This window comes from Paraburkholderia sartisoli (assembly GCF_900107685.1).
In the GTDB taxonomy this organism is placed as follows: domain Bacteria; phylum Pseudomonadota; class Gammaproteobacteria; order Burkholderiales; family Burkholderiaceae; genus Paraburkholderia; species Paraburkholderia sartisoli.
On record NZ_FNRQ01000009.1, the window covers coordinates 89,353 to 110,529 of the forward strand.

A 21,177-nucleotide genomic window follows, 5' to 3' on the forward strand; every position below is an offset into this window, starting at 1 on the left:
GAAAATCACGACGCGATCAGATCTTCCGGCGTACAGCACAGCGCATTCCAGGCGCGTGCGATCTGTTCGCAACGGCCCAGCCTCACCGCCCCACGTTCGAAGTCGACACACACGACCTGATCGGCAAACGCCGGACGCGCGGGCAGATCGCTGCTGCGTCCATCCGATAGCAGCCACAGCCAGCGCTGCTGCGCCGGCTTGCCGCGCGCGGCGCGCTCCAGGACGTGAGCCGCCCGCGACACGCCGAGCGCGAGCGGCGTCCCGCCTCCCCCTCCCACTGGCTGTAGCCAGCGCTCGTTCCACCAGCGCGGCACCGCGGGCCCGAACCGCACGTCCGCACGCGCGCCGCCAAAACACACCAGCGCGGTTTCGGCGCGTGCAGTGGACGCCTGATCGAACATCGCGACAAGCAGGCCCTTTGCCAGCGCAAGCTGCTGGCCCGACATCATCGAACCGGAACAGTCGAGGACGAAGCAGTGCAGCACGCCGCCCTTCGGCGCTTCGCGCCTGAAGCGCACGTGGGCGCGCGCGAGCGGCTCACGCCGCTTCGCCGCGAGCGTCGAAGGCCAGTCGATACGTCTGCCGGGTTTTGAGCCTCTCGTGCCGGCGCCTGCTGCATGTGGCCATCGAACGCCGCTGGTCGATCCAGCGGCGGCGCCTGATCGATGGCTCAACGTTTTTTTGCGGGTAACGGAATGACGCCCTTGACGCGCGTCGTACCGGCTGCCTCTGGTGGCAATTGTCCCCAATCGCCTTCGCTGCCGGGTTTGCGCTCTGTGGGTGATTCGTGCGTTTCGTGTTGCGCAGGCGGCGATGACGATTGCGTCGCGTGCGTATCCGTGTCGCGATTCAGCCGGCGATGCCGTAACACCGCTTCCGCCACGCGATCGACATGCTCAACCGTAATCGCCGTGTCCGCTTCCAGCGCGGCGAGCGCGCGCGCCGCGCGCAGCATGACGATATCCGCGCGCATTCCGTCGACAGCGGCATCGATGCACTTACGGCTAACGTATGCATGAATCGCATCGTCGAATGCAAGTTGAGAAAGCCGCTCACGCGCGGCGCGAATACGCCGCACATAAGCCGCCTGTTGCGCCGCGTAGCGCGCGCGAAACATCTCCGGGTCTGCGTCGAATGCAAGACGCGCCTTGACGATCGCTTGCCGCACCTCCGGATCGAAGCAGTTTTCGAGTTCCACCATCAAACCAAACCGGTCGATGAGTTGCGGACGCAGCTCGCCTTCCTGCGGATTCATCGTGCCGATCAGCACGAAGCTTGCCGCGTGACTATGCGAGACGCCATCTCGCTCAACCGTGTTCACGCCGCTCGCGGCGGCATCGAGCAACGCATCCACGAGCGCGTCCGGCAACAGGTTGACCTCGTCGACATACAGCACGCCGCGATGCGCCCTTGCAAGCAGACCCGGCGAAAACTTCACCGAACCGTCGCGCAGCGCGGTTTCGATATCCAGCGTGCCGATCAGACGCTCTTCGCTTGCGCCTAACGGCAGCGTGACGAGTTGTCCTTCAGGCAGCAACTCGGCGAGCGCCCGGGCGGTCGTCGATTTCGCGGTGCCGCGCGGGCCGCTCACCAGCACGCCGCCGAGCCCCGGATCGATCGCTGCAAGCAACAGCGCCTGCTGCAACGGCGCTTGCCCGATCAACGCCGCGAATGGAAATATCGTGCGTGCGGTTGACGACAACGCGACGCCGCCACCGGGCGAATCCGTCGATGCGTTCATGTTCGTGTTCCTTCGAGTTGCTGTTCGCTTGCCAGCAGATGCCGTTCGATCTGCTCGCGATAGTCGCCCGGGTTTTGCCATAGACCGCGCTGCACCGCTTCGAGCAGACGCTCGCAGATGCCGTGTAGCGCGTGCGGATTGTGCTTCGCGAGAAAATCGCGCGTGGCGCTATCGTTCAGATAAGCGTCGGTGACGAGCGCGTACTGGTGATCCGAAATCACGCGTGCCGTCGCATCGAAACCGTAAAGATAGTCGACGGTGGCGGCGATTTCCGCCGCGCCCTTGTAGCCATGACGCTTTACGCCGTCCAGCCATTTCGGATTCACCACGCGTGAGCGGATCACCCGCGCGATTTCCTCGTGCAGCGTGCGGATCCGCGGCGCGGCCGGATTGCTGTGATCGGCATGATAGACATGCGGCTGCGTACCCGTGAGGTGCCGGACTGCCGCGACCATACCGCCCTGGAACTGGTAGTAATCGTTCGAATCGAGCACGTCGTGTTCGCGGTTGTCCTGATTCTGGAGCACGACATCGAGCGCGGCGAGACGCGTGCCGAAGACATCGCGCGCGTCCTCGCCCGCGCTCTTCTGCGCGTACGCATAGCCGCCCCACGCCTGATACGCGGCGGACAAATCTGCGTCGGTCTGCCATTGCCGCGTGTCGATCATCTCCTGCAGGCCCGCGCCATACGAACCCGGCTTCGCGCTGAAAACGCGCCAGCCGGCACGGCGGCGCGCTTCGGCTGCGTCCATGCCTTGCGCCATCAGCGCCTCTTTTTCACGCAGCACGCGGGCGCGGACGGGATTCATTTCCTCGGGTTCGTCGAGTTCGGCGACCGCCTGCACGGCCGCGTCGAACAAGTGCATCACGTTGGCGAACGCATCGCGAAAGAAACCCGATACGCGCAACGTCACGTCGATCCGCGGGCGGTCGAACGCCTCGATCGGCATGATCTCGAAGTCGGTCACGCGATGGCTGCCTGGCGCCCACCGGGGTCGAACGCCGAGCAACGCCAGCGCCTGCGCGATGTCGTCGCCGCCGGTGCGCATCGTCGCGGTACCCCACACCGACAGGCCGATCGCTCGCGGATAGTCACCGTGCTCCTGCACGTGGCGCTCGATCAACTGCTGCGCCGATTTCAGGCCCAGCGACCACGCCGACTGCGTCGGCACGGCACGTGTGTCGACGGAATAGAAGTTGCGGCCGGTCGGCAGCACGTCGGGACGACCACGCGAAGGTGAACCGCTCGGGCCCGGCGGCACGAAGCGGCCCTCAAGTCCGCGCCGCAGTTGCAGCATTTCCTGCAGTCCACAGGCGTCGAGGCGCGGCAGGATGTTGCTTCGCAGACGCTCGATCACACGTTCCGCCTGAGGCAACATACCGGCTTGATACATCGTTCGGGCCTCTACCTCGTTTGAGCCTGCCACATCATTCAGCAACGCCGATGCCAGCAATTCGAGCCGTTCGCGTGTGTCGCCGTTGTGCCGCCACGGCGCGTCGCTGACTTGCTGAAGGATATCGGGCCGCGCACCTTCCCATTTCGCGGACCAGTCCGCCGTCAAAGGATCGAAAAGATGACCCATCCGCAGGTCGCGCGCGAGCGCGTCGATGAGCCCTGCCTTCTCGCGCTGCCCGTCGCCCACCGGAAAACGGCCGAGCGCAAGCAGCGTATCGCGTCGCTGAACGCCTTGCGGCGACTGTCCAAACGTATGCAAGCCATCGCGAATCTGCGCTTCCTTCAACTCGCACAGATACGCATCGGCACGCGTGAGCAGCGCGTCTTCCGCATCCTGGCCGTCGGGCAGACCGAGGCTCAACTCCTCGTGCAGACGGTGCGTGACGATCGTTTCGAGAATGGTCCGGCGCAGCAGTTTCGAGCGACGCGGATCGACCATCAACGCTTCATAATATTCGTCGACCTGGCGTTCGAGATCCTGCAGCGGGCCGTAGGTTTCCGCGCGCGTGAGCGGTGGCATCAGGTGATCGATGATGACCGCCTGCGTGCGCCGCTTCGCCTGGCTGCCCTCGCCCGGGTCATTGACGATAAACGGATACAGATGCGGCATTGGCCCGAGAATGAGATCGGGCCAGCAGGTGTCGCTGAGCGCGACGCTCTTGCCCGGCAGCCATTCCAGGTTGCCATGCTTGCCGACGTGCACGACCGCGTCGATACCGAACCGGTGACGCAGCCAGAAATAGAACGCCAGATATGCGTGCGGCGGCACGAGGTCGGCGTCGTGATAGCTGGCGTAGTCACCGCCATCGCGTGAACGCGCCGGCTGAATGCCGATGAACACATGCGCGCAACGCCAGCCCGCGATCATGAAGCGGCCACGACGCAGCGTCGGGTCCTGCTCTGGCGTGCCCCAGCGCGCGTTCAGCGCGTCGCGTACTTCAGCGGGCAACTGCTGGAAATGGGTCAGATAGTCGTCGAGCGAGAGGCTTTGCAGCGCCGGGCGCAGGTCGCGCACCACCGGGTCGTTCGTCACGCCTTCAGTGAGCGTGCGCATCAGGGCGTCGCCATCGGCGGGAATGGCGTCGAGCCGATAACCCTGCCCGCGCAACATCGAAAGAATACCGACGACGGACGCAGGCGTATCGAGCCCCACGCCATTGCCGATACGCCCTTCGCTCACCGGATAGTTCGCGAGGATCAGCGCGAGCTTCTTGTCGGCGTTGTCGATGCGTCGCAGCCTGCACCAGCGCCGGCTCAGCTCCGCGAGAAACGCGACGCGCCCGTGATCGGGCTGATAACGCACGACGTCGACTTCGGTGTGCGGACAACGATACGCCAGCCCCTTGAAACTGATGGCCCGTGTGATGATGCGGCCGTCCACTTCGGGCAGCGCGACATGCATCGCGATGTCACGCGAATTGAGGCCCTGATTGTCCTTGAGCCAGTCGTCGCGATTGCCGCCGCTCAGGATCACCTGCATCACGGGCGCGTCGCCCGCAAGCGCGAGCGGCTCGGGATCGTCGATCGCGGATGCGGCGAATGCGGTGGTGTTGAGTACCAGCGCCACGTCATGTCGCGCGCACAACTGCTGCACCATGTCGCGGCTGACGTTGTCCTTTAGCGACGTGATCGTCAGCGGCAACGGGTTAAGGCCCTGCGCATCGAGCGCGTCGATCAACGCATCGAACACGGCGGTGTTGGCCGCCTGAAGATGCGCGCGATAAAAGAGAATCGCGACGACAGGCGCATCGGCATGCCAGCGCGCCTGCCAGTCTTCGGTCGTCGGAACGTCGCGCGACGGATGGTAAAGCGATGCGGCGGGCAACGGTTGTGGCAACGCAGGCTCTTCGCCCCAGCCGAGCGCACGATGCGCGATGCAACGCAGAAAACGCTCTGCATTGCGCGGCCCGCCTTCGCGAAGATAGCGCCATAGCTGATGACATAGCGCGGCATCGGCGGTGCTGCGCGCGAGCAGATGCGGATCTTCCTGCAGGTCGCCCGAGAACATCGCCAGCACCTGCTGCCTGCGTTCGGCGAGCGCGACCACCTGCTCGATGCCGTAAGGCCAGTACGCCTCGCCGCCGAGATGATCGACGACCACCACCTTCGCGTGTTGCAGCACGTCCTCGACGTAAAAATCGACCGACGCCGGTTGCCTGAGAAACGTCACGTTCGCGAGCCGCAGGCTCGGAAAATCGGCACCCAGCCGCGGAAATACGCTGGCTAGCAGCGACAGCGTGGTGTCGGCCGAGCTGAGCACCACGATGTCCGCGGGACGCTGATCGATCCGGATGACGCCCGCCGTATCGTCGACGAAACCGCCCGGCGTGGTGCGCAGCAAATGCATGTCGTTTTACGCCTGTTGCGTCGCGCTGTGATGCACGGCATCGAGCGCCGCGTCGAACGCCTGCTGCAACGCTTTCTGGTCGAGGTCTTCGCCAATCAGCACGAAGCGGCTCGTGCGAAGCTCTTCCGCCTGCCAGCGCCGGTCGAAATAGCTATCGAAGCGCCGGCCCACGCCCTGAATCACGAGACGCATGGCGGCACCCGGCAAGGCAGCGAAACCCTTGACGCGATAGATCGTGTGGCTTTCGACGAGGCCTTGCAGCGCGGCAATGGTCGCTTCACGCGAGGAAACATTCGCCTCGACCACGACAGAATCGAATTCGTCGTGGTGATGATCCGCGTCGTCAGCCGAACCGTGATGGTCATGACGCAGATGGATGGAATCTTCGGAAGCCGACTGAAGACCCAGCAGCGCATGAAGGTCGAGTTGCCCCATGTGTGCGCGCACCACCTTCACCTGCGAAGGGATTTCCTCGCGGATCAGTGCCTCGACTTCGCGTTGCTTCGATTCGTCGAGCAGGTCGGTCTTGTTGAGAATCACCAGATCCGCCGCGGACAACTGGTCTTCGAACAGCTCGTGCAGCGGCGATTCGTGATCGAGGTTCGGATCGGCCTTGCGCTGTGCTTCGACGGCGAGCGGGTTTTCCGCGAACTGCCCGCTCGCCGCGGCAGGACCGTCGACCACGGTGACGACTGCGTCGACCGTAAAGCTATTCTTGATCTGCGGCCAGTTGAACGCCTGAACCAGCGGCTTGGGCAACGCAAGGCCGGACGTTTCGATCAGCACGTGGTCGATCTGCTCGCGTCGCTCGACGAGCTTCTCCATCACCGGAAAAAACTCTTCCTGCACGGTGCAGCAAAGACAACCGTTGGTGAGTTCATACAACTGGCCTTCCGCCTCGCTGCCGTCTTCATTGCAGCCGATGCCGCAGCCCTTGAGGATTTCGCCGTCGATGCCGAGTTCGCCGAATTCGTTGACGATCACCGCGACGCGAAGGCCGCCCGCATGTTGAAGAATGTGCCGCAGCAACGTGGTCTTGCCGCTGCCGAGGAAGCCCGTAACGATCGTGACGGGAATCTTGCGCGTCTGCATCCTGACTCCAGGTGGTGGACAGTTGAAGTAGATGGGGACGAAAAACGGCTTGCCCGGAATAGCTGGACAATCGATGAAAGCGCGGACGGTACGCCGCATCCCCGCGGCGTTTGTCGGTTTTTTCTCGGGCCGGTATCCGGGCTGACGAAATCGCCGCTTCACCTTCCCGCGCATTCGACACCTTGCGCAGTGGACAGATAGTTGCACGTCGTGGCGCGCATCTATTGAAGCCGGCTTTGCATCGCGCGTGCGCAATGCCTTCGCTTACCGTTGCGGGGGCAGCACAGGTTGGCCCGATCCGTGCAGGAAGGGCTCCCTGTTTCCCGTTTAACTGCGCGCACGGAGCGTGCGCGCGAGCACCAGAGTGCGTGCGAGTGTAGGCTTCGACGGTGGCAACGTCAAGAAAAGGCCCATGCGTACGACCGTGCGCTCAAGCGCCTTCTGCAAGGCTTTTCCGCGCTCGCCTGTGATATCGTATGCGCGCGTTTGGTGCCCGCACATGCATTCTCATGTGCAGTTAAACGGGAAACAGGAAGCGAGGTAATGTGCTCAGCCTGTGCTGTCCCCGCAACGGTACGCGACCCGCGGATCATGCGTCCGCACGTGTCATTCAACGCCACTGCCTGCGTCGTGCGGGTGGGAAGGCGAATGGCATGCGGTCGTCAGCCCGGATACCGGCCAGATGCGAGGGGCGACCATTGCGATCGCCAAACGCCTGATCCGCGGGGGACGGAATGAGGCGCCTGACGTGTGGCAACGCATGATTCATCTATTCCCTGAAACCGTCATGACGACGGCTTCCCGGTTTTCCCTCCCTGACCGACACAGCATGAAAACGCTGACCATCGGCATCGGTTGCAGGCGCAACGTGTCCGTCCGGCAGGTCGAATCCGCCGTGCGCGCGGCGCTCGCGCTGGCGGGCCGCTCGCTCGACGACGTGCTCGCCGTCGCCACGCTCGAATCGAAAGCACACGAGCCTGGCATCGCCGGATTCTGCGCTCACCACACGCTCGCGTTGCATACGTTCAGCGCCGAACAGATCGATGCGCGTGGCGAACTGCCCACGCCATCCGGTACGGTGCGCGCGAAACTTGGCATCGACGGCGTATGCGAGCCGTGCGCGCTACTCGCGCTACCAGGCGCCATGCTGATTGTCCCCAAGACCGTGCTCGATGGCGTGACCGTCGCCATCGCCAGCGCGCCCTGATTACCCCTCAACCCGACCGCCTCCGGGCAACAGGACACGCCATGAAGACAGATCCCGAATCGCATCAACGCATGACGCAACGCCGCCGCGAGGGCCACGAAAAGAAACAGGCTTCGGCGACGGTCGAAAAAGGCCTGCTGATCGTCAACACCGGCACCGGCAAGGGCAAGACCACCGCTGCGTTCGGCATGGCTGTGCGCGTGCTCGGACACGGCATGAAACTGGGCGTGGTGCAGTTCATCAAGGGCGCGCTCCACACGTCCGAGCGCGACTTCCTCGGCGCGCAGGCGCATTGCGAATTCATCACGATGGGCGACGGCTACACGTGGAATACGCAGGACCGCGACAAGGACATCGCGACGGCTCGCAAGGGCTGGAACGAGGCACGCCGCATGATCGAAAGCGGCGACTATCAGATGGTGATTCTCGATGAGCTGAATACCGTGCTGAAGTATGAATATCTTCCGCTCGACGAAGTGCTCGAAGTGCTCGGCGCGCGTCCGGACATGGTGCATGTTGTCGTGACCGGCCGTCATGCGCCCGATGCGCTGATCGAAGCCGCCGACCTCGTCACCGAAATGCGGATCGTCAAGCATCCGTATCGCGAGCAGGGCGTGAAGGCGCAACGCGGCGTGGAATTCTGAACGATGTCCGCGTGCCCCGCCCTTTTCATTAGCGCGCCGGCCTCGGGTCAGGGCAAGACCACGATTACCGCCGGTCTCGCGCGCCATCACGCGCGGATGGGGCGACGCGTACGCGTCTTCAAGACGGGGCCCGATTTTCTCGACCCGATGATTCTCGTGCGGGCGAGCGGCGCGCCGGTGCGGTCGCTCGATCTGTGGATGGTCGGCGAACAGGCGTGCCGCGCGCTGCTGGCCGAAGCGGCAGAAAACGCCGACCTGATCCTGATCGAAGGCGTGATGGGTCTTTTCGACGGCACGCCCTCCAGCGCCGATCTGGCGACGACGTTCAACGTGCCCGTGGTCGGCGTGATTTCCGCCAAAGCCATGGCGCAGACGTTTGGCGCGATCGCCTTCGGCCTTGCGCATTTCCGGCCAGGGGTGCCGTTTCAGGGCGTGTTCGCGAACCGCGTCGGTTCGGCGCGGCATGCGCGGATGCTTGAAGACGCGTTGCCCGACGGTTTGCGCTGGATGGGACATATCGCAAGCGCGAGCGACATCGAGTTGCCCAACCGCCATCTCGGCCTCCACCAGGCTGACGAAATCGCCGACCTCGACGCGCGCATCGATCGCGCCGCCGATGCGCTTGCCGGCACGCCGCTCGCCGATCTGCCGGCGCCCGTCGATTTTGGCGTGGCGTCACATGAAGCGATGCCGCGTCTGCTCGACGGCATGCGGATCGCCATTGCGCGCGACGCGGCGTTTTCGTTTATTTATCCGGCCAACCTCACGCTTCTTGAGCAGCTCGGTGCGAGCGTGGCGTATTTTTCGCCGCTCGCCGACGAACCCGTACCCGCGGCCACCGACGCGCTCTGGTTGCCCGGCGGCTATCCGGAACTGCACGCGCAAACGCTTTCGCGCAATACGGTCAGCGCGGCGGCGATTCGCGCCCATGCGCGGGCCGGCAAAACACTGATTGCCGAATGCGGCGGCATGCTGTATCTGCTGAATACGCTCACCGACACTCACGGCACGCGCACTCCGATGCTCGGCCTGCTGCCCGGCGACGCGACGATGCAAACCCATCTCGCGTCGCTTGGCATGCAGCAGATCAACGGCACGCACGGCGCGATGCATGGGCACACGTTCCATTACTCACGCATGGAGACAACGATGGCGCCGCTAACGACAGCCGTGCGTGCGCAATCGACTGTACCGGGCGAAGCGGTGTTTCGAACAGGCAGCATCGTCGCGACTTACATGCACGGTTACTGGCCCTCCAACCCGGCTTTCACGGCGGCACTCTTTCATGGCGAAGCGTTTTAGCGATCCGGACCGCGCGGCCGTCTACCGCGCCATTCACGAGCGACGTGACATGCGGCACTTCGTCAGCGATCCGGTCGATCCGGTCGTATTGAAGCGTTTGCTGGATGCCGCCCATCACGCGCCGAGCGTCGGTTTCATGCAGCCGTGGCGCATTGCGCGCATCACCGACGCTTCGCTTCGCGCGGCCCTGCACGCCGCCGTCGAACGCGAGCGGCTGAACACCGCCGACGCGCTCGGCAAGCGTCGCGACGAGTTCATGAAGCTGAAAGTGGAAGGCATGCTCGAGTGCGGCGAACTGCTCGTCATGGCGCTCATGGACGATCGGGAAAAACATATTTTCGGCCGACGTACGCTGCCGGAAATGGACCTTGCTTCCGTTGCCTGCGCGATCCAGAACATGTGGCTCGCGGCGCGCGCGGAAGGCCTCGGGATGGGATGGGTATCGCTCTTCGACGTCGACGAAGTGCGCACGCTGCTACGCATGCCAGCCGGTGCGCGACCGGTGGGCATTCTGTGTCTTGGGCACGTCGACGCGTTTTACGATCAGCCGATGCTCGAGACCGAGCGCTGGGCATCACGGATGCCGCTCGAAGCGTGTGTGTTCGAGAATTGCTGGCCTGAAGAAGATGCGCCTGGCGGTGATGGCGTGAACGTCAGCACCGTTAAAGACGCTTAAGCCTCACGCTGCCGTGGCGGGCTCGACGCCTGCGCCCGCCACGCCCACCCTCACCTTCAATCCGGCCGCCGAAAATGCAGCGGCGGGTTCGGGCGGCAACGGTTCATCCGTGACCAGCAGATCGACTTCTTCTGGACTGAATGCCCGCACCAGCGCGCTGTGGCCAAATTTTGCGTGATCGGCCGCCACGACGCGCTGCTCCGCCTGCGCGAACGCAGCCTGTGCGAACGCCGCGTCCCACGGCAGCGAATCCATGAAGTGCCCGTGATTGTCGATCGCCGTCACGGAAACGATCGCGTAACGCACATGGAACTGGCGCATGAACGTCAGCACGTTCTCGCCGAACGCGGAGGCGTCATCCGGACGCAATTCCCCACCCGTCATGAAGACGCGATTCTCGTTGCGCGGCGCGAGCGTGCGCGCGATTTCCGCGGAATTCGTGACGACAGTGAGCCGCGAGTGCGCACACAACGCCTGCGCGATGTGAACGCAGGTGGTGCCGCTATCGAGAATCAGTGAGTCGCCGTCCTCGACCAGTTCACCGATGCGCGCCGCGATGATCTGCTTGCCCTCGCGACTCTCCAGCATGCGGCGCTGGAACGGCGGTTCGTCGACGTGCCCGGGCAACATGACGCCGCCGTGTACCTTGACGAGCAGTCCGTCGCCGATCATCGGCTTGACCGTGCGGCGAATGGTTTCGTCGGATACATCGAAAAGCTTCGCCAGCGCGGTAATCGTGCAGGTCTGCTGCGCGCGCACGATGCGCATGATTTCAGCCTGGCGCTGGGTGGGGAACATGGGCGTGTCATCAGGTCTCGGAGACCGCAGTCTAGCAAAGGCATCGGCCGCCGGGAAGTCAATCCCTATTATTCCCACATAAATCAACATTCAGAGCACCGTTTCATGCCCATCTATCAATCTTCACTCATATATGCCTTGAATTTTCCGTCATTTTTCTGCAACATACGCCTGACAATATCCACACATTCCCACACACATTAACGGAATTCAACCATGGCTGTCACTCTTCCCCAGCATGCGCGCGTGGTGATCGTCGGCGGCGGCATCGTGGGCTGTTCCGTCGCGTATCACCTGACGAAGCTCGGCTGGACCGACGTCGTACTGCTCGAACAGGGCCAGTTGTCGTGCGGCACGACGTGGCATGCGGCCGGCCTGGTCGGCCAGTTGCGCGCGCAGGAAAGCATGACGAAGCTGATCCGCTATTCGACCGCGCTCTATGCCCGGCTCGAAGCGGAAACGGGGCTGGGTACCGGCTGGAAACAATGTGGATCACTGTCGGTCGCGCGCACGGCGGAGCGCATGACGCAACTGAAACGCACGGCTGCGGTGGCCCGTGCGTACGGCGTCGCCTGCGATGTGATCGGCCCGAAAGAAGCGGGCGAACTGTGGCCGGTGATGCGTACGGACGATCTGCTCGGCGCGGTCTGGCTGCCCGGCGACGGCAAGGCGAATCCGACCGACCTCACCCAGGCTCTCGCGCGCGGCGCGCGAACCGGCGGCGCGCGTATCGTCGAAAACACGCGGGTGACCGCGATTCACACGCGGCCTTCCATTTCAGGCGGGCGTGAAGCGTGCGGCCTCGCGTGGCAAAACAAGGATGGCGATGCAGGCACGATCGAAGCGGAAGTCATCGTCAATTGCGCGGGACAGTGGGCCAAGGCAGTCGGCCGTCTGTGCGGCGTGACTGTGCCGCTGCATTCCGCCGAGCATTACTACATCGTCACTGAACGCATCGCCGGTGTGCATCCGGATCTGCCGGTCATGCGTGACCCGGACGGCTTCATCTATTTCAAGGAGGAAGTCGGCGGTCTCGTGATGGGCGGATTCGAACCGGATGCGAAACCGTGGGGCATGAACGGCATTCCGGAAAACTTCGAGTTCCAGTTGCTCCCAGACGACTGGGATCAGTTTCAGATCCTGATGGAAAACGCGCTGCAGCGCGTACCCGCGCTCGAAACCGCACAGGTCAGGCAGTTCTACAACGGACCGGAATCGTTCACGCCCGACAACAATTTCATTCTGGGTGAGGCGCCTGAACTGAAACGCTTTTTCGTCGGCGCCGGGTTCAATTCGATGGGTATCGCGTCGGCCGGCGGCGCGGGGATGGCGCTCGCGGAATGGATCGTCGCGGGCGAACCGACGATGGACCTGTGGCCCGTCGACATTCGCCGCTTCGCGCGCTTTAACGGTAACGACACGTGGCTGCACGACCGCGTCAAGGAAACGCTCGGGCTGCATTACGCGATGCCATGGCCGAATCGCGAACTGGACAGCGCGCGGCCGTTTCGCCGCTCGCCGCTTTACGCGCTGCTGAAAGAAGATGGTGCGTGTTTCGGCAGCAAGATGGGTTGGGAGCGCGCGAATTTCTTCGCACCTTCGCCAGCGGAAGCGCATGTCGACTATGCGTTCGGCCAGCAGAACTGGCTCGCGTGGAGCGGCGCGGAACACCGCGCGTGCCGCGAGGCCGTGGCGCTCTTCGACATGACGTCGTTTTCCAAATTCCTTGTGAAAGGACGCGACGCCGAGACGGTATTGCAACGCATCGTCGCCAACGACGTCGCGGTGCCGCCTGGCACGACGGTCTATACCGGCATGCTCAACGAGCGCGGCACGTACGAATCGGATTTCACGCTCACGCGGCTTGCCGATGACCAGTATCTGATCGTCACCGGTTCAGCGCAGACCACGCGCGATTTCGACACGATCGAAAAGCTCATTCCACGGGACAGCCATTGCACGCTCGTCGACGTCACCGGCCAGTATGCGGTGCTTGCAGTGATGGGACCGCATTCGCGTGCGCTTTTGCAGCGCGTTTCCAGAGCCGACTTCAGCAACGAAACGTTCGCCTTCGGGCAAAGCCGGGAAGTCGATATCGGCTATGCGACTGTGCGGGCAACGCGACTGACTTATGTCGGCGAGCTGGGATGGGAACTGTATGTACCCGTCGAGTTTGCCGTGGGCGTGTATGAGACGTTACATGCAGCGGGCAAGGAATTTGGGCTCGTGAACGCGGGGTACTACGCAATCGATTCGCTGCGGATCGAAAAGGGGTATCGCGCGTGGGGACGCGAGTTGACGCCGGATTCGAACCCGTTCGAGGCGGGCCTCGGGTTTGCGTGCAAGCTGGCTGGCGACGTCGCTTTTCGCGGACGCGATGCGTTGCTGAAACTGAAGAACGAGCCTTTGCGGCGACGCATGATCGTGCTCACCGTCGACGGCGCCAGCGACCGGATGCTCTGGGGCGGCGAAGCGATCCTGCGCGACGGCGTGGTGGTCGGATTCGTCTCGTCTGCCGCCTTTGGACACACGTTCGGATGCCCGGTTGCGATGGGCTATGTATCGAACGCCGCGGGCACGATCGATGAGGCATTTCTGGCAGGCGGCCGGTTCGCCGTGGATGTTGCGGGAGACATGTTGCCGGCAACGCTACACGTCAAGGCGCCTTACGATCCGAAGTCGTCAAGGATCAAAGCCTGACCGCATGTCGTGCATGACGCGGCGCGGTTGGCCCCACGGCGCTATCCGCGTCGCCCCGTTCTTGCAATGTCACGCGGTGCCGCGCCCAGCAGCCGGTTGACCCAATGCGCCATATGGCTCTGATGCGCAAAGCCCGTCTCCAGCGCGATCTGCGTGACGCTCAGCCGCCCCTCCAGCAACAACGCTCTCGCCCGCTCGACCCGGCGCTGGATCACATACCGATGCACCGGCATGCCGAGCGTCTCCCTGAACAACGCCTTGAAGTGCGGCACGCTCAGGCCCGCGACGGCAGCGAGTTCCATCAGCGTGAGTGGCTGGTCGAGGTTCGCCTCGACGTAATCGACGACCCGTGTCGCCATAAATGGCGCGAGCGTGCGTCGCTGGCCGTCCCGCTCTGGAACGCCCGCCATCAGCCTGACGACCAGCGCCGTACACAGGCTTTCCGCGTACAGCGCATCCGATGTTTCCTCGGCCTCGAGTTCTGCCCGCAGCGCCCACGAAAGATGTTGCAGGCGCGGATCGCGTAGCTGGAATTGCGCACGCAATGCCGCGCGCGAAGGACGCGTGTCAAGTTGCTCCATCGTTGTGCGCGCAAAGGTGTCGTCAATCCAGATGCGCAGGATCGTGCAGTCGCCGTCGTCCGTCCATTCGCCGTCGAGCCCCGCCGGTATGACGTCCATGTCGCCGTGCGCCTGAATCCGCGACACGCGGCGACCGTCGCACTGGCAGCGCGCTCTCACCGGCGCGCCGACATGCACGCCGATGCGGTGATACGGGGTACCCGGAATGCGATGCGGCCCCGCCGCGACACCCAGCAACTCCGCGCCGAAACCTCGCCAGCCGAGCGATGCGCTCGAACGCAGGCTGACCGTTTTTCCGGCCGGTGGGGCATGCAAAGGGAGTGCAGCGTTCATTCCATTTCCTTCTGACGGAGGATCCATTGTGATGCCATTCGGAAGATTCCGCAGGCGTTCATTGCCGTGCAGTGCATCGAAAAAAATCATCCAGATCTGCTCAAACCGATCCCTGTATGTGCATCCGGGTTGCACCGCACGTCCATGATGGACCCACGCCATTCATTCATCGACGAGGAGTGCCACGTGTTTGTCATTTTCGGAGCAACAGGACATGCAGGCCGTCTCACCGCAATCCGGCTTCGCGAAGCCGGCCTTCCGGTACGCGCTGTCGTCAGGCGCGCGGACCAGGCGAAAGAGTTGGCGGCGATCGGGTGTGAGATCGCGTTCGCGGACCTCATGGATCCGGCGTCGGTTGCCAAGGCCATTGAAGGCGCACACGCCGTGCAGATGATCTGCCCGGTGCCGTCCGGTCACGCAGATCCTGAACACGCGATGCGCACCATGATCGACGTCGCGGCGCAGGCGTTGCGCGCCAACGCGCCGCAACACGTGCTCGCGATCTCGGACTACGGCGCCGAGCTCGACATGAATACCGGCATCACGCGGCTCTTCCATTATCTTGAACAGCAGTTCAGCGCGAGCGTGCCGCGCCTGACGCTGCTTCGCTCAGCCGAACACATGCATAACTGGAGTCGCGTGATACCCGTCGCGCTCGCCACCGGCATGCTGCCAAGCCTGCATCATCCACTCACGAAGCGCTTTCCGAGCGTCGCCGCGCAGGATGTCGGCGCGCTGGCCGCGACGTTGTTGCGCGAAGGAGCGCCGGTTACGGCAACCCGTATCGTTAGCATCGAATCGATGGTGCGCGTCTCGCCCATGGACGTCGCGCGCATGCTGCAGGAAGAAGCGGGACGTGAGATCGTCGCGCGTGAACTGCCACGCGATCAATGGCTTCCGGTGCTCACCAAAGGGGGATTAAGCGCGAAGCATGCAAGCCTCGTCGTGGATCTTTACGATGCGCATAACGCGGGGCACATCGATGTCGAAGCGGATGTCACCGAGCGCCGTTTCGGTGCGACAGCACTCGCGGAGGTGCTCGCTCCGCTCGTCAGACAGGCCGTGCGGGACGCTCAATGAAACGGTGCAAACACGCAGGAGACGGGCGATGCATGCGTGCGACCGGATGAACACGCTGCTCGCGGTCTGTGAGCAAGGATCTGGTCTACCGAACCTGGTCGAAGTCACCCAGCCTGCCGGGAATATCCATCTGCTGATGCAAGATGCGGATTACTTCGACCAGCTCCGCCGACTGCCTGAAAAATACAACGTGCATTCCGACGAGTGCCTTCCTGTAGCCTTTTCGAATGCCTTCAGCAGACAGACCTGGCTGGGTGCCATCGACCAGACTCTGGACAGTACTTTCGATGTTCAGGATATAACGCTCGGCCTGTGCGTCACCCCATCTGTCAACGGTGTAATCCCAGATGTCGTCGAGGTCATGTTCCGCCGCTGGCGAGAGGACGTAGCCTCTCATGCGGTTTTGTTCCGCTTGCGCGAAATGTAGTCGCGGAAATCAAACGGGCGCGAGGGCCCGGACTGCTCACCTTCGATCAGCGCGTTTCGGAGCGCTTCCAGCCTGGTTTCCTCGGCTTCGAGCAGGCGCAGGCCGGCCCGGACAACGTCGCTGACCGTGTTGTACCGGCCGCTGTGAACGCAATCATCGACGAATTCAGAAAAATGGTCGCCGAGAGTAAAAGACGTGTTTTTGCCCATGGCTCAAACCTCCTGCCTGAAGAGTACCAATTTCTGGTATTCGATGCCAGGAAAATTGCTACTAGTGAGCTTTCTGGACACCAACCTGTAGAGCGAAATTCTCTCTAAATCGCTCACCGGCGCGGATCAGATTGGTCGCGAGGCAAAGCGGCTGAAATTGTTGGGCCCGAACGGTCAACTATTACGAGCCATCAGGTTTTATCCATCCAACCGGTTGATTTATAAAAAAACTCCCACTCCCCAATATGGGCCTGCAAGCGCTACCTCACGATCCCCCGTCAGCACGTGCTTACGGCCCAGCCGCTAATTCGTTTGACTTAGCATACCGGCAACGGCAACGTCATCAAGCGTCCCCGTGCAGGTTTGGCTGTGCTGTCGCCGCAAAGACGCAAACACATCCAGGCCGTCGCAAGATTGCTGCTCACGACCGCCTTGCCGATCGATACCTCGATTCGCGCGATCACCGCCGCCGCACGCACGGCCGTGCAGGAGATGAAGAGCGCGTCGGATTCTTCCGCCATCGCGTCGCGCGCGAACGCGACGATATCGTCGTGCGAAATCCGCGCCATCTCCCGGTCATCGGTCAAGCCGAGGCACGAGAAGCGGTCGATGACGAAACCTTGCGCGGCGAAGTATCCGGCCATCGGCCGGCTGGTTTCGACGGTATAAGGCGTCAGCACGCTGATGCGGCGCGCGCCGAGCGCTTTTAGCGCGATGACCGCGGCGGCCGTGGGCGTGACGACCTGTGCCCCGGGTTTCGCCGCATGAATCGCCGCTTCGATCTCCGCGTCTCCGATCATGACGGACGCCGACGTACACGAATACATCACCACGTCGAGCGCTTCGTCGGGCAGAATCAGCGCGGCGCCCGCGGTCAACGACGGCTGCATGGCGAGCAGATTCTCCGGCGTCACCGGGTTTGCGTACGGCACGCGGTTCACGTAGACGCCAATACGCTCATTCGCGACGAGCGTCGCAAAGTCCGGCTCGGTGGTGTGATCGGTTGCAAGGATCACAAGGCCGACGCGCCTGTCGAAGGCGCGTTCGTCCAGCTGCGGCACCCGGCCTGCCAGACGGATGAAAGTCTGCATCTATCAATGCCCAAGGTTGGGAAAGCGTTTTTCGAGCAGCCTCACGCCGAGCACCGCGACAAGGCTGATGCACAGAAACAGCACACCGACGAGCGTCATCGGTTCGAGGTAACGGTAGTCCGTGTTCGCGATGATCTTCGCCTCGTTCATCAATTCGAGGACCGTGATCGCCGACAGCAAGGGCGTTTCCTTGAACATTGAAATCAGGTAGTTCGCGAGCGCGGGCAGCATCGGCGGAACCGCTTCCGGCAGGATGACGTGCTGCCACATCTGCACCGGGCTCAGGTTGCACGCCCTTGCGGCTTCCCATTGTCCACGGGGTACGTTTTCGATGCCGGTCCGGTAGACCTCGGCTGCATACGTCGCGTAATGAACGCCGAGCGCGAGCACACCGGCGGCGAGCGCCGGCATCCGGATGCCGATATCGGGCAGCACATAGAAAACAAAGTAAAGTTGCACGAGCAACGGCGTGCCACGAATAAAGCTCGCCACGGCCGTGGTGGTACGCGACACCGCGCGATTCGGCGAAAGCCGCAGGATCGCGAACGCCATGCCAGCCACCGCCGCCACCACCGCGCCAAGCAAGGTCGCAAGCACGGTGACCTTCAGGCCTTGCAGCAGGATCGGCATGATCTCGCGCGCGAAACTCCAGTCCCATTCCATACGGTTATCTCCTCATCCCGTCGAGACCAAAGGTCATCCGGCGTTCGAGCTTGCGCACGCCGAACGAAATCAGGCAGGCCATGGCGAAGTACAGCGCAAGAATCGTCGCGAACGGTATCAACGTATTGCCGGTTTGCGAGCGCACGACCTGCGCCTGGAACGTCATGTCGCCAAGCGAGATCAGCGAGACGACCGCCGTGCCCTTGAGCAACTCGATCGCGTTGTTACCGAAGGTCGGCAGCATCAGCGGCAACGCTTGCGGCAGGATCACGTGACGCATGCGCTGATACGTGGACAGATTCAACGCGACGCATGCGCTTCTCTGCTCATGGCCGATTGCGACGACCGCGCCACGCACGACTTCCGCGCCGTACGCCCCCACGTTCAGGCCGAGTGCGAGCACACCGGCCTGCAGCGGCGTGAGTGTCAATCCGGCCATCGGCAACACGAAATACGCCCAGAACAACTGGACGAATACCGACGTGCCGCGAAAAAACTCGACATACGACGTAGCAAGCGCGCGCACCGCGAAGAATCGCGACAGCCGCCCGAGCCCGGCGACGAACGCCATCACGAGCGCGAGCGCCGTCCCCATCACGGTGAGTTCAACGGTTGCCTCCGCGCCTTGCAGAATCAGCAGCAGATAACCAGACCAGTCGTTCATAAACGCACCTCGCAGGCAACGGAGTGGCCGTTTGGCGCGCTATCGCGTTGCGCGCCAAACGCCCGGGCAGATTTAGTTCGTCGCCGCGCACAGCTTCGCGCGCGTCGTCGACATCGCCGCCTTTGCCGAGAAGCCGTACGGCTCGACGATCTTCGCGAACTCGCCGGATTCCTTCATCTTCTTCAGTTCGACGTCGAAAGCATCGCGCAGGGCGGTGTCCTGCTTGCGGAACGCCACGCCGTCGCATTGCACGGGTGTGCCCTGCACCGGTGCGATCGATTCGAGACTGGCATCGTTCGCTTTCGAGAGCAGCGCGCTGATCGACAGCAGCGGCAGCGCGAACGCGTCGATGCGTCCGTCCTGCAGCATCTTCAGGCCGCTCTGGCCGTCCGGCACGATGATGACGCGCTCAGCCGGAATATGCGCGGCGGTCGCGAGTTTCTGTTCGGTGGTGCCGCCTTCGACGCCGATTACAGCCTTGGAATCCCCTGCGATCTGCTCGTACGACTTGATGTTTTTGGTGTTGCCCTTCTTGACCGCGAACGCTTCCACCGCGCACAACACCGGCTCCGAGTACGCGACGGCGGCGCAGCGCTGCGGCGTCATGAAGAGACCCGCCGCGATCGCGTCATGCCGCCCCACCGCGAGGCCCGGAATCATCGCGCCATACTCCGAGATCGACGCGACGATGTCGTTGACGCCCAGCTTCTTGAAGACAGCGCGAGCCACATCAGGCGCGGCGCCGGTCACCTTGCCGTCCGCGCCGACCGCGGTAAACGGTGGTTCGTTGGCAATCGCGATGCGCGCGAAGCCCTGCTCCCTGAGTTGCGCCAGCTTGTCCTGCGCGGCGACTGCAAGGCCGGCCAGGGTTAGCAGCGACAACGTCCCCGTGATCAGAATCGCCTTCAGTTTCATGGTTTTTGGCTCCTAAAGCGTGGTGGTGTGCAACGGAAATGGCTGCTGGCGGGGGCCGATCAGATCCGGTGGCCCGCCGCGATGATCTTGCGGAGAAACGCCTGGGTTCGCTCATGCTCTGGGTGACTGAAGATATCTTCGGGCTTGCCTTCTTCCACGATCCTGCCGCGGTCGAAAAACAGCACACGGTCGGCGAAATCATGAGCGAAACCCATTTCATGCGTGACGAGCAGCATCGTCATATCGGTTTCTTTGGCGAGCCGCTGCATTACGTTCAGCACCTCCTCGACGAGTTCCGGGTCGAGCGCCGAAGTCACTTCGTCGAACAACATGATTCTGGGTGCGAGCGCCAGCGCCCGGGCGATCGCCACGCGTTGCTTCTGACCGCCGGAGAGTTGTGCCGGGCGGCTCTTTGCCTTGTCAGCCATCCCGACCATGTCGAGCAGTTCCAGTGCACGTCTTTCCGCCGATTGACGGCTCTCGCCCTTGGTCAGCATGGGCGCGAGCGTCACGTTGTCGAGCACGCTCTTGTGCGGAAACAGGTTGAAGTGCTGGAAGACCATGCCGATCTTCTCGCGCATCTTCTGCAAATGGCGCTCGTTCGCGGAAACCATCTGGCCGCCGTGGGGCATATGAAACAACTGTTCGCCGTCCACTTCGATATGACCGCCATCGATCGATTCGAGTGTCATCAGAATGCGCAGGATGGTGGTCTTGCCCGACCCGGATGGGCCGATCAGCGCGAGCTTCTCACCCGGCATCACGTCGAGCGACAGTTCGTCGAGCACGGTCAGCGCACCGTAACGCTTCGTTATGCGATCGATACAGATCAGCGGCTTCGTCATCGACGTCTCCCGGCGTGGCTGAAAGGCGTCGACAGGGGCCGCCGGAAAGTCCGAAGAAAGGCTCGCCGGGGCGATGCCAGAAGCGCTCAGCATGTCGGTGACTCGCGCGGTTTTCATGTCGATTCGTTCCCGTTCGTCATACCTGGCTTGATTGAATGCAGTGCGACGGCGGTGCTGACAGCACGGCCATGCAAACGAGAATACAAAGCCATATTCGGGATCGGATTGCTCTAGAACAATTCTTTTTGGCAGCGAAAAACGCGTCGCGCCATGGCGGACGGCTCCCGCGGCGATAAGCCTGCATGCGGATCAGGGACAACACCTATAAGCACAGTGTGGAAAAACCGACGCATGTCGCCGGATTTCGTACGCGGTTCAGATCGCCAGACGAAGATTGAACTAGCAC

Annotated in this window: 19 protein-coding genes and 2 riboswitches; of the genes, 6 read left to right on the forward strand and 13 right to left on the reverse strand. The window is 62.9% G+C overall.

Annotated features, from left to right (window positions below; translation table 11 throughout):
* Positions 1-5 precede the first annotated feature (5 nt).
* Genes BLV45_RS23185 through cobW form a run of 4 tightly spaced genes read right to left on the reverse strand, consistent with a single transcriptional unit; the run spans position 6 to position 6,636 of the window.
* Complete coding sequence (locus BLV45_RS23185) at positions 6-674, reverse strand: vWA domain-containing protein (protein ID WP_407671052.1); 669 nt, start codon at positions 672-674, stop codon at positions 6-8.
* The gene (locus tag BLV45_RS23190; protein WP_090536985.1) at positions 671-1,741 is read right to left on the reverse strand and encodes an ATP-binding protein; all 1,071 of its coding nucleotides are present in this window, start codon (positions 1,739-1,741) and stop codon (positions 671-673) included. Before BLV45_RS23190 ends, BLV45_RS23185 begins: the two co-directional genes overlap by 4 nt.
* Complete coding sequence (cobN, locus tag BLV45_RS23195) at positions 1,738-5,544, reverse strand: cobaltochelatase subunit CobN (RefSeq protein ID WP_090536987.1); 3,807 nt, start codon at positions 5,542-5,544, stop codon at positions 1,738-1,740. The genes BLV45_RS23190 and cobN overlap by 4 nt, the downstream gene beginning before the upstream one ends.
* A gap of 6 nt (positions 5,545-5,550) precedes the next feature.
* Positions 5,551-6,636 carry a cobalamin biosynthesis protein CobW gene (gene cobW, locus BLV45_RS23200; RefSeq protein WP_090536990.1) on the reverse strand — a complete coding sequence of 362 codons (1,086 nt, stop codon included), beginning with the start codon at positions 6,634-6,636 and terminating at the stop codon, positions 5,551-5,553.
* A gap of 110 nt (positions 6,637-6,746) precedes the next feature.
* A riboswitch (cobalamin riboswitch) is annotated at positions 6,747-7,015 on the reverse strand.
* Positions 7,016-7,106: 91 nt separating this feature from the next.
* A riboswitch (cobalamin riboswitch) is annotated at positions 7,107-7,333 on the forward strand.
* A gap of 132 nt (positions 7,334-7,465) precedes the next feature.
* Here cobW and BLV45_RS23205 point away from each other — a divergent pair.
* From BLV45_RS23205 to bluB, 4 genes are read left to right on the forward strand one after another with little or no spacing between them, the layout of a single operon-like run.
* Positions 7,466-7,843 carry a cobalamin biosynthesis protein gene (locus tag BLV45_RS23205; protein ID WP_090536992.1) on the forward strand — a complete coding sequence of 126 codons (378 nt, stop codon included), beginning with the start codon at positions 7,466-7,468 and terminating at the stop codon, positions 7,841-7,843.
* Between the two features lie 41 nt (positions 7,844-7,884).
* Complete coding sequence (gene cobO / locus BLV45_RS23210; RefSeq protein ID WP_090536994.1) at positions 7,885-8,487, forward strand: cob(I)yrinic acid a,c-diamide adenosyltransferase; 603 nt, start codon at positions 7,885-7,887, stop codon at positions 8,485-8,487.
* 3 nt (positions 8,488-8,490) lie between these two features.
* Positions 8,491-9,789: a cobyrinate a,c-diamide synthase gene (locus BLV45_RS23215; RefSeq protein WP_090536996.1), complete on the forward strand. Its 1,299-nt coding sequence runs from the start codon at positions 8,491-8,493 to the stop codon at positions 9,787-9,789.
* Positions 9,773-10,465: a 5,6-dimethylbenzimidazole synthase gene (gene bluB / locus BLV45_RS23220; RefSeq protein ID WP_090536998.1), complete on the forward strand. Its 693-nt coding sequence runs from the start codon at positions 9,773-9,775 to the stop codon at positions 10,463-10,465. Before BLV45_RS23215 ends, bluB begins: the two co-directional genes overlap by 17 nt.
* Positions 10,466-10,468: 3 nt before the next feature.
* Here the strand turns inward: bluB and BLV45_RS23225 are convergent, their stop codons facing one another.
* The gene (locus BLV45_RS23225) at positions 10,469-11,263 is read right to left on the reverse strand and encodes a DeoR/GlpR family DNA-binding transcription regulator (protein WP_090537000.1); all 795 of its coding nucleotides are present in this window, start codon (positions 11,261-11,263) and stop codon (positions 10,469-10,471) included.
* Between the two features lie 216 nt (positions 11,264-11,479).
* Between BLV45_RS23225 and BLV45_RS23230 the strand changes: the two genes are divergently transcribed.
* Positions 11,480-13,963, forward strand: coding sequence for a GcvT family protein (locus BLV45_RS23230; protein ID WP_090537002.1), 2,484 nt, complete (start codon positions 11,480-11,482; stop codon positions 13,961-13,963).
* A 41-nt stretch (positions 13,964-14,004) separates the two neighbouring features.
* On the opposite strand, the gene BLV45_RS23235 is transcribed toward BLV45_RS23230, so the two are convergent.
* Entirely contained in the window at positions 14,005-14,877 is an 873-nt protein-coding gene (locus BLV45_RS23235) for an AraC family transcriptional regulator (protein WP_090537162.1), read from the reverse strand.
* Positions 14,878-15,063: 186 nt separating this feature from the next.
* Between BLV45_RS23235 and BLV45_RS23240 the strand changes: the two genes are divergently transcribed.
* Positions 15,064-15,957, forward strand: a complete 894-nt coding sequence (locus tag BLV45_RS23240; RefSeq protein ID WP_090537164.1) for an NAD(P)H-binding protein — start codon at positions 15,064-15,066, stop codon at positions 15,955-15,957.
* 85 nt (positions 15,958-16,042) lie between these two features.
* Here BLV45_RS23240 and BLV45_RS23245 read toward each other — a convergent pair whose 3' ends face one another.
* From BLV45_RS23245 to ehuA, 7 genes are all read right to left on the reverse strand, one after another.
* Positions 16,043-16,354 (reverse strand): type II toxin-antitoxin system RelE/ParE family toxin, encoded by a 312-nt coding sequence (locus BLV45_RS23245; RefSeq protein WP_090537004.1) that lies wholly within the window; start codon positions 16,352-16,354, stop codon positions 16,043-16,045.
* A complete protein-coding gene (locus BLV45_RS23250) occupies positions 16,351-16,593 on the reverse strand; it encodes a type II toxin-antitoxin system ParD family antitoxin (protein ID WP_090537006.1) in 243 nt (80 codons plus the stop codon). The genes BLV45_RS23245 and BLV45_RS23250 overlap by 4 nt, the downstream gene beginning before the upstream one ends.
* A gap of 317 nt (positions 16,594-16,910) precedes the next feature.
* Positions 16,911-17,684, reverse strand: a complete 774-nt coding sequence (gene eutA, locus BLV45_RS23255) for an ectoine utilization protein EutA (protein ID WP_090537009.1) — start codon at positions 17,682-17,684, stop codon at positions 16,911-16,913.
* 3 nt (positions 17,685-17,687) lie between these two features.
* On the reverse strand, positions 17,688-18,347 hold the full coding sequence (gene ehuD, locus BLV45_RS23260; protein WP_090537010.1) for an ectoine/hydroxyectoine ABC transporter permease subunit EhuD: 660 nt from the start codon (positions 18,345-18,347) through the stop codon (positions 17,688-17,690).
* A 4-nt stretch (positions 18,348-18,351) separates the two neighbouring features.
* A complete protein-coding gene (gene ehuC, locus BLV45_RS23265) occupies positions 18,352-19,011 on the reverse strand; it encodes an ectoine/hydroxyectoine ABC transporter permease subunit EhuC (RefSeq protein ID WP_090537013.1) in 660 nt (219 codons plus the stop codon).
* Positions 19,012-19,083: 72 nt separating this feature from the next.
* Positions 19,084-19,926: an ectoine/hydroxyectoine ABC transporter substrate-binding protein EhuB gene (gene ehuB, locus BLV45_RS23270; protein WP_090537015.1), complete on the reverse strand. Its 843-nt coding sequence runs from the start codon at positions 19,924-19,926 to the stop codon at positions 19,084-19,086.
* A gap of 59 nt (positions 19,927-19,985) precedes the next feature.
* A complete protein-coding gene (gene ehuA / locus BLV45_RS23275) occupies positions 19,986-20,888 on the reverse strand; it encodes an ectoine/hydroxyectoine ABC transporter ATP-binding protein EhuA (RefSeq protein WP_281246328.1) in 903 nt (300 codons plus the stop codon).
* Positions 20,889-21,177 lie beyond the last annotated feature (289 nt).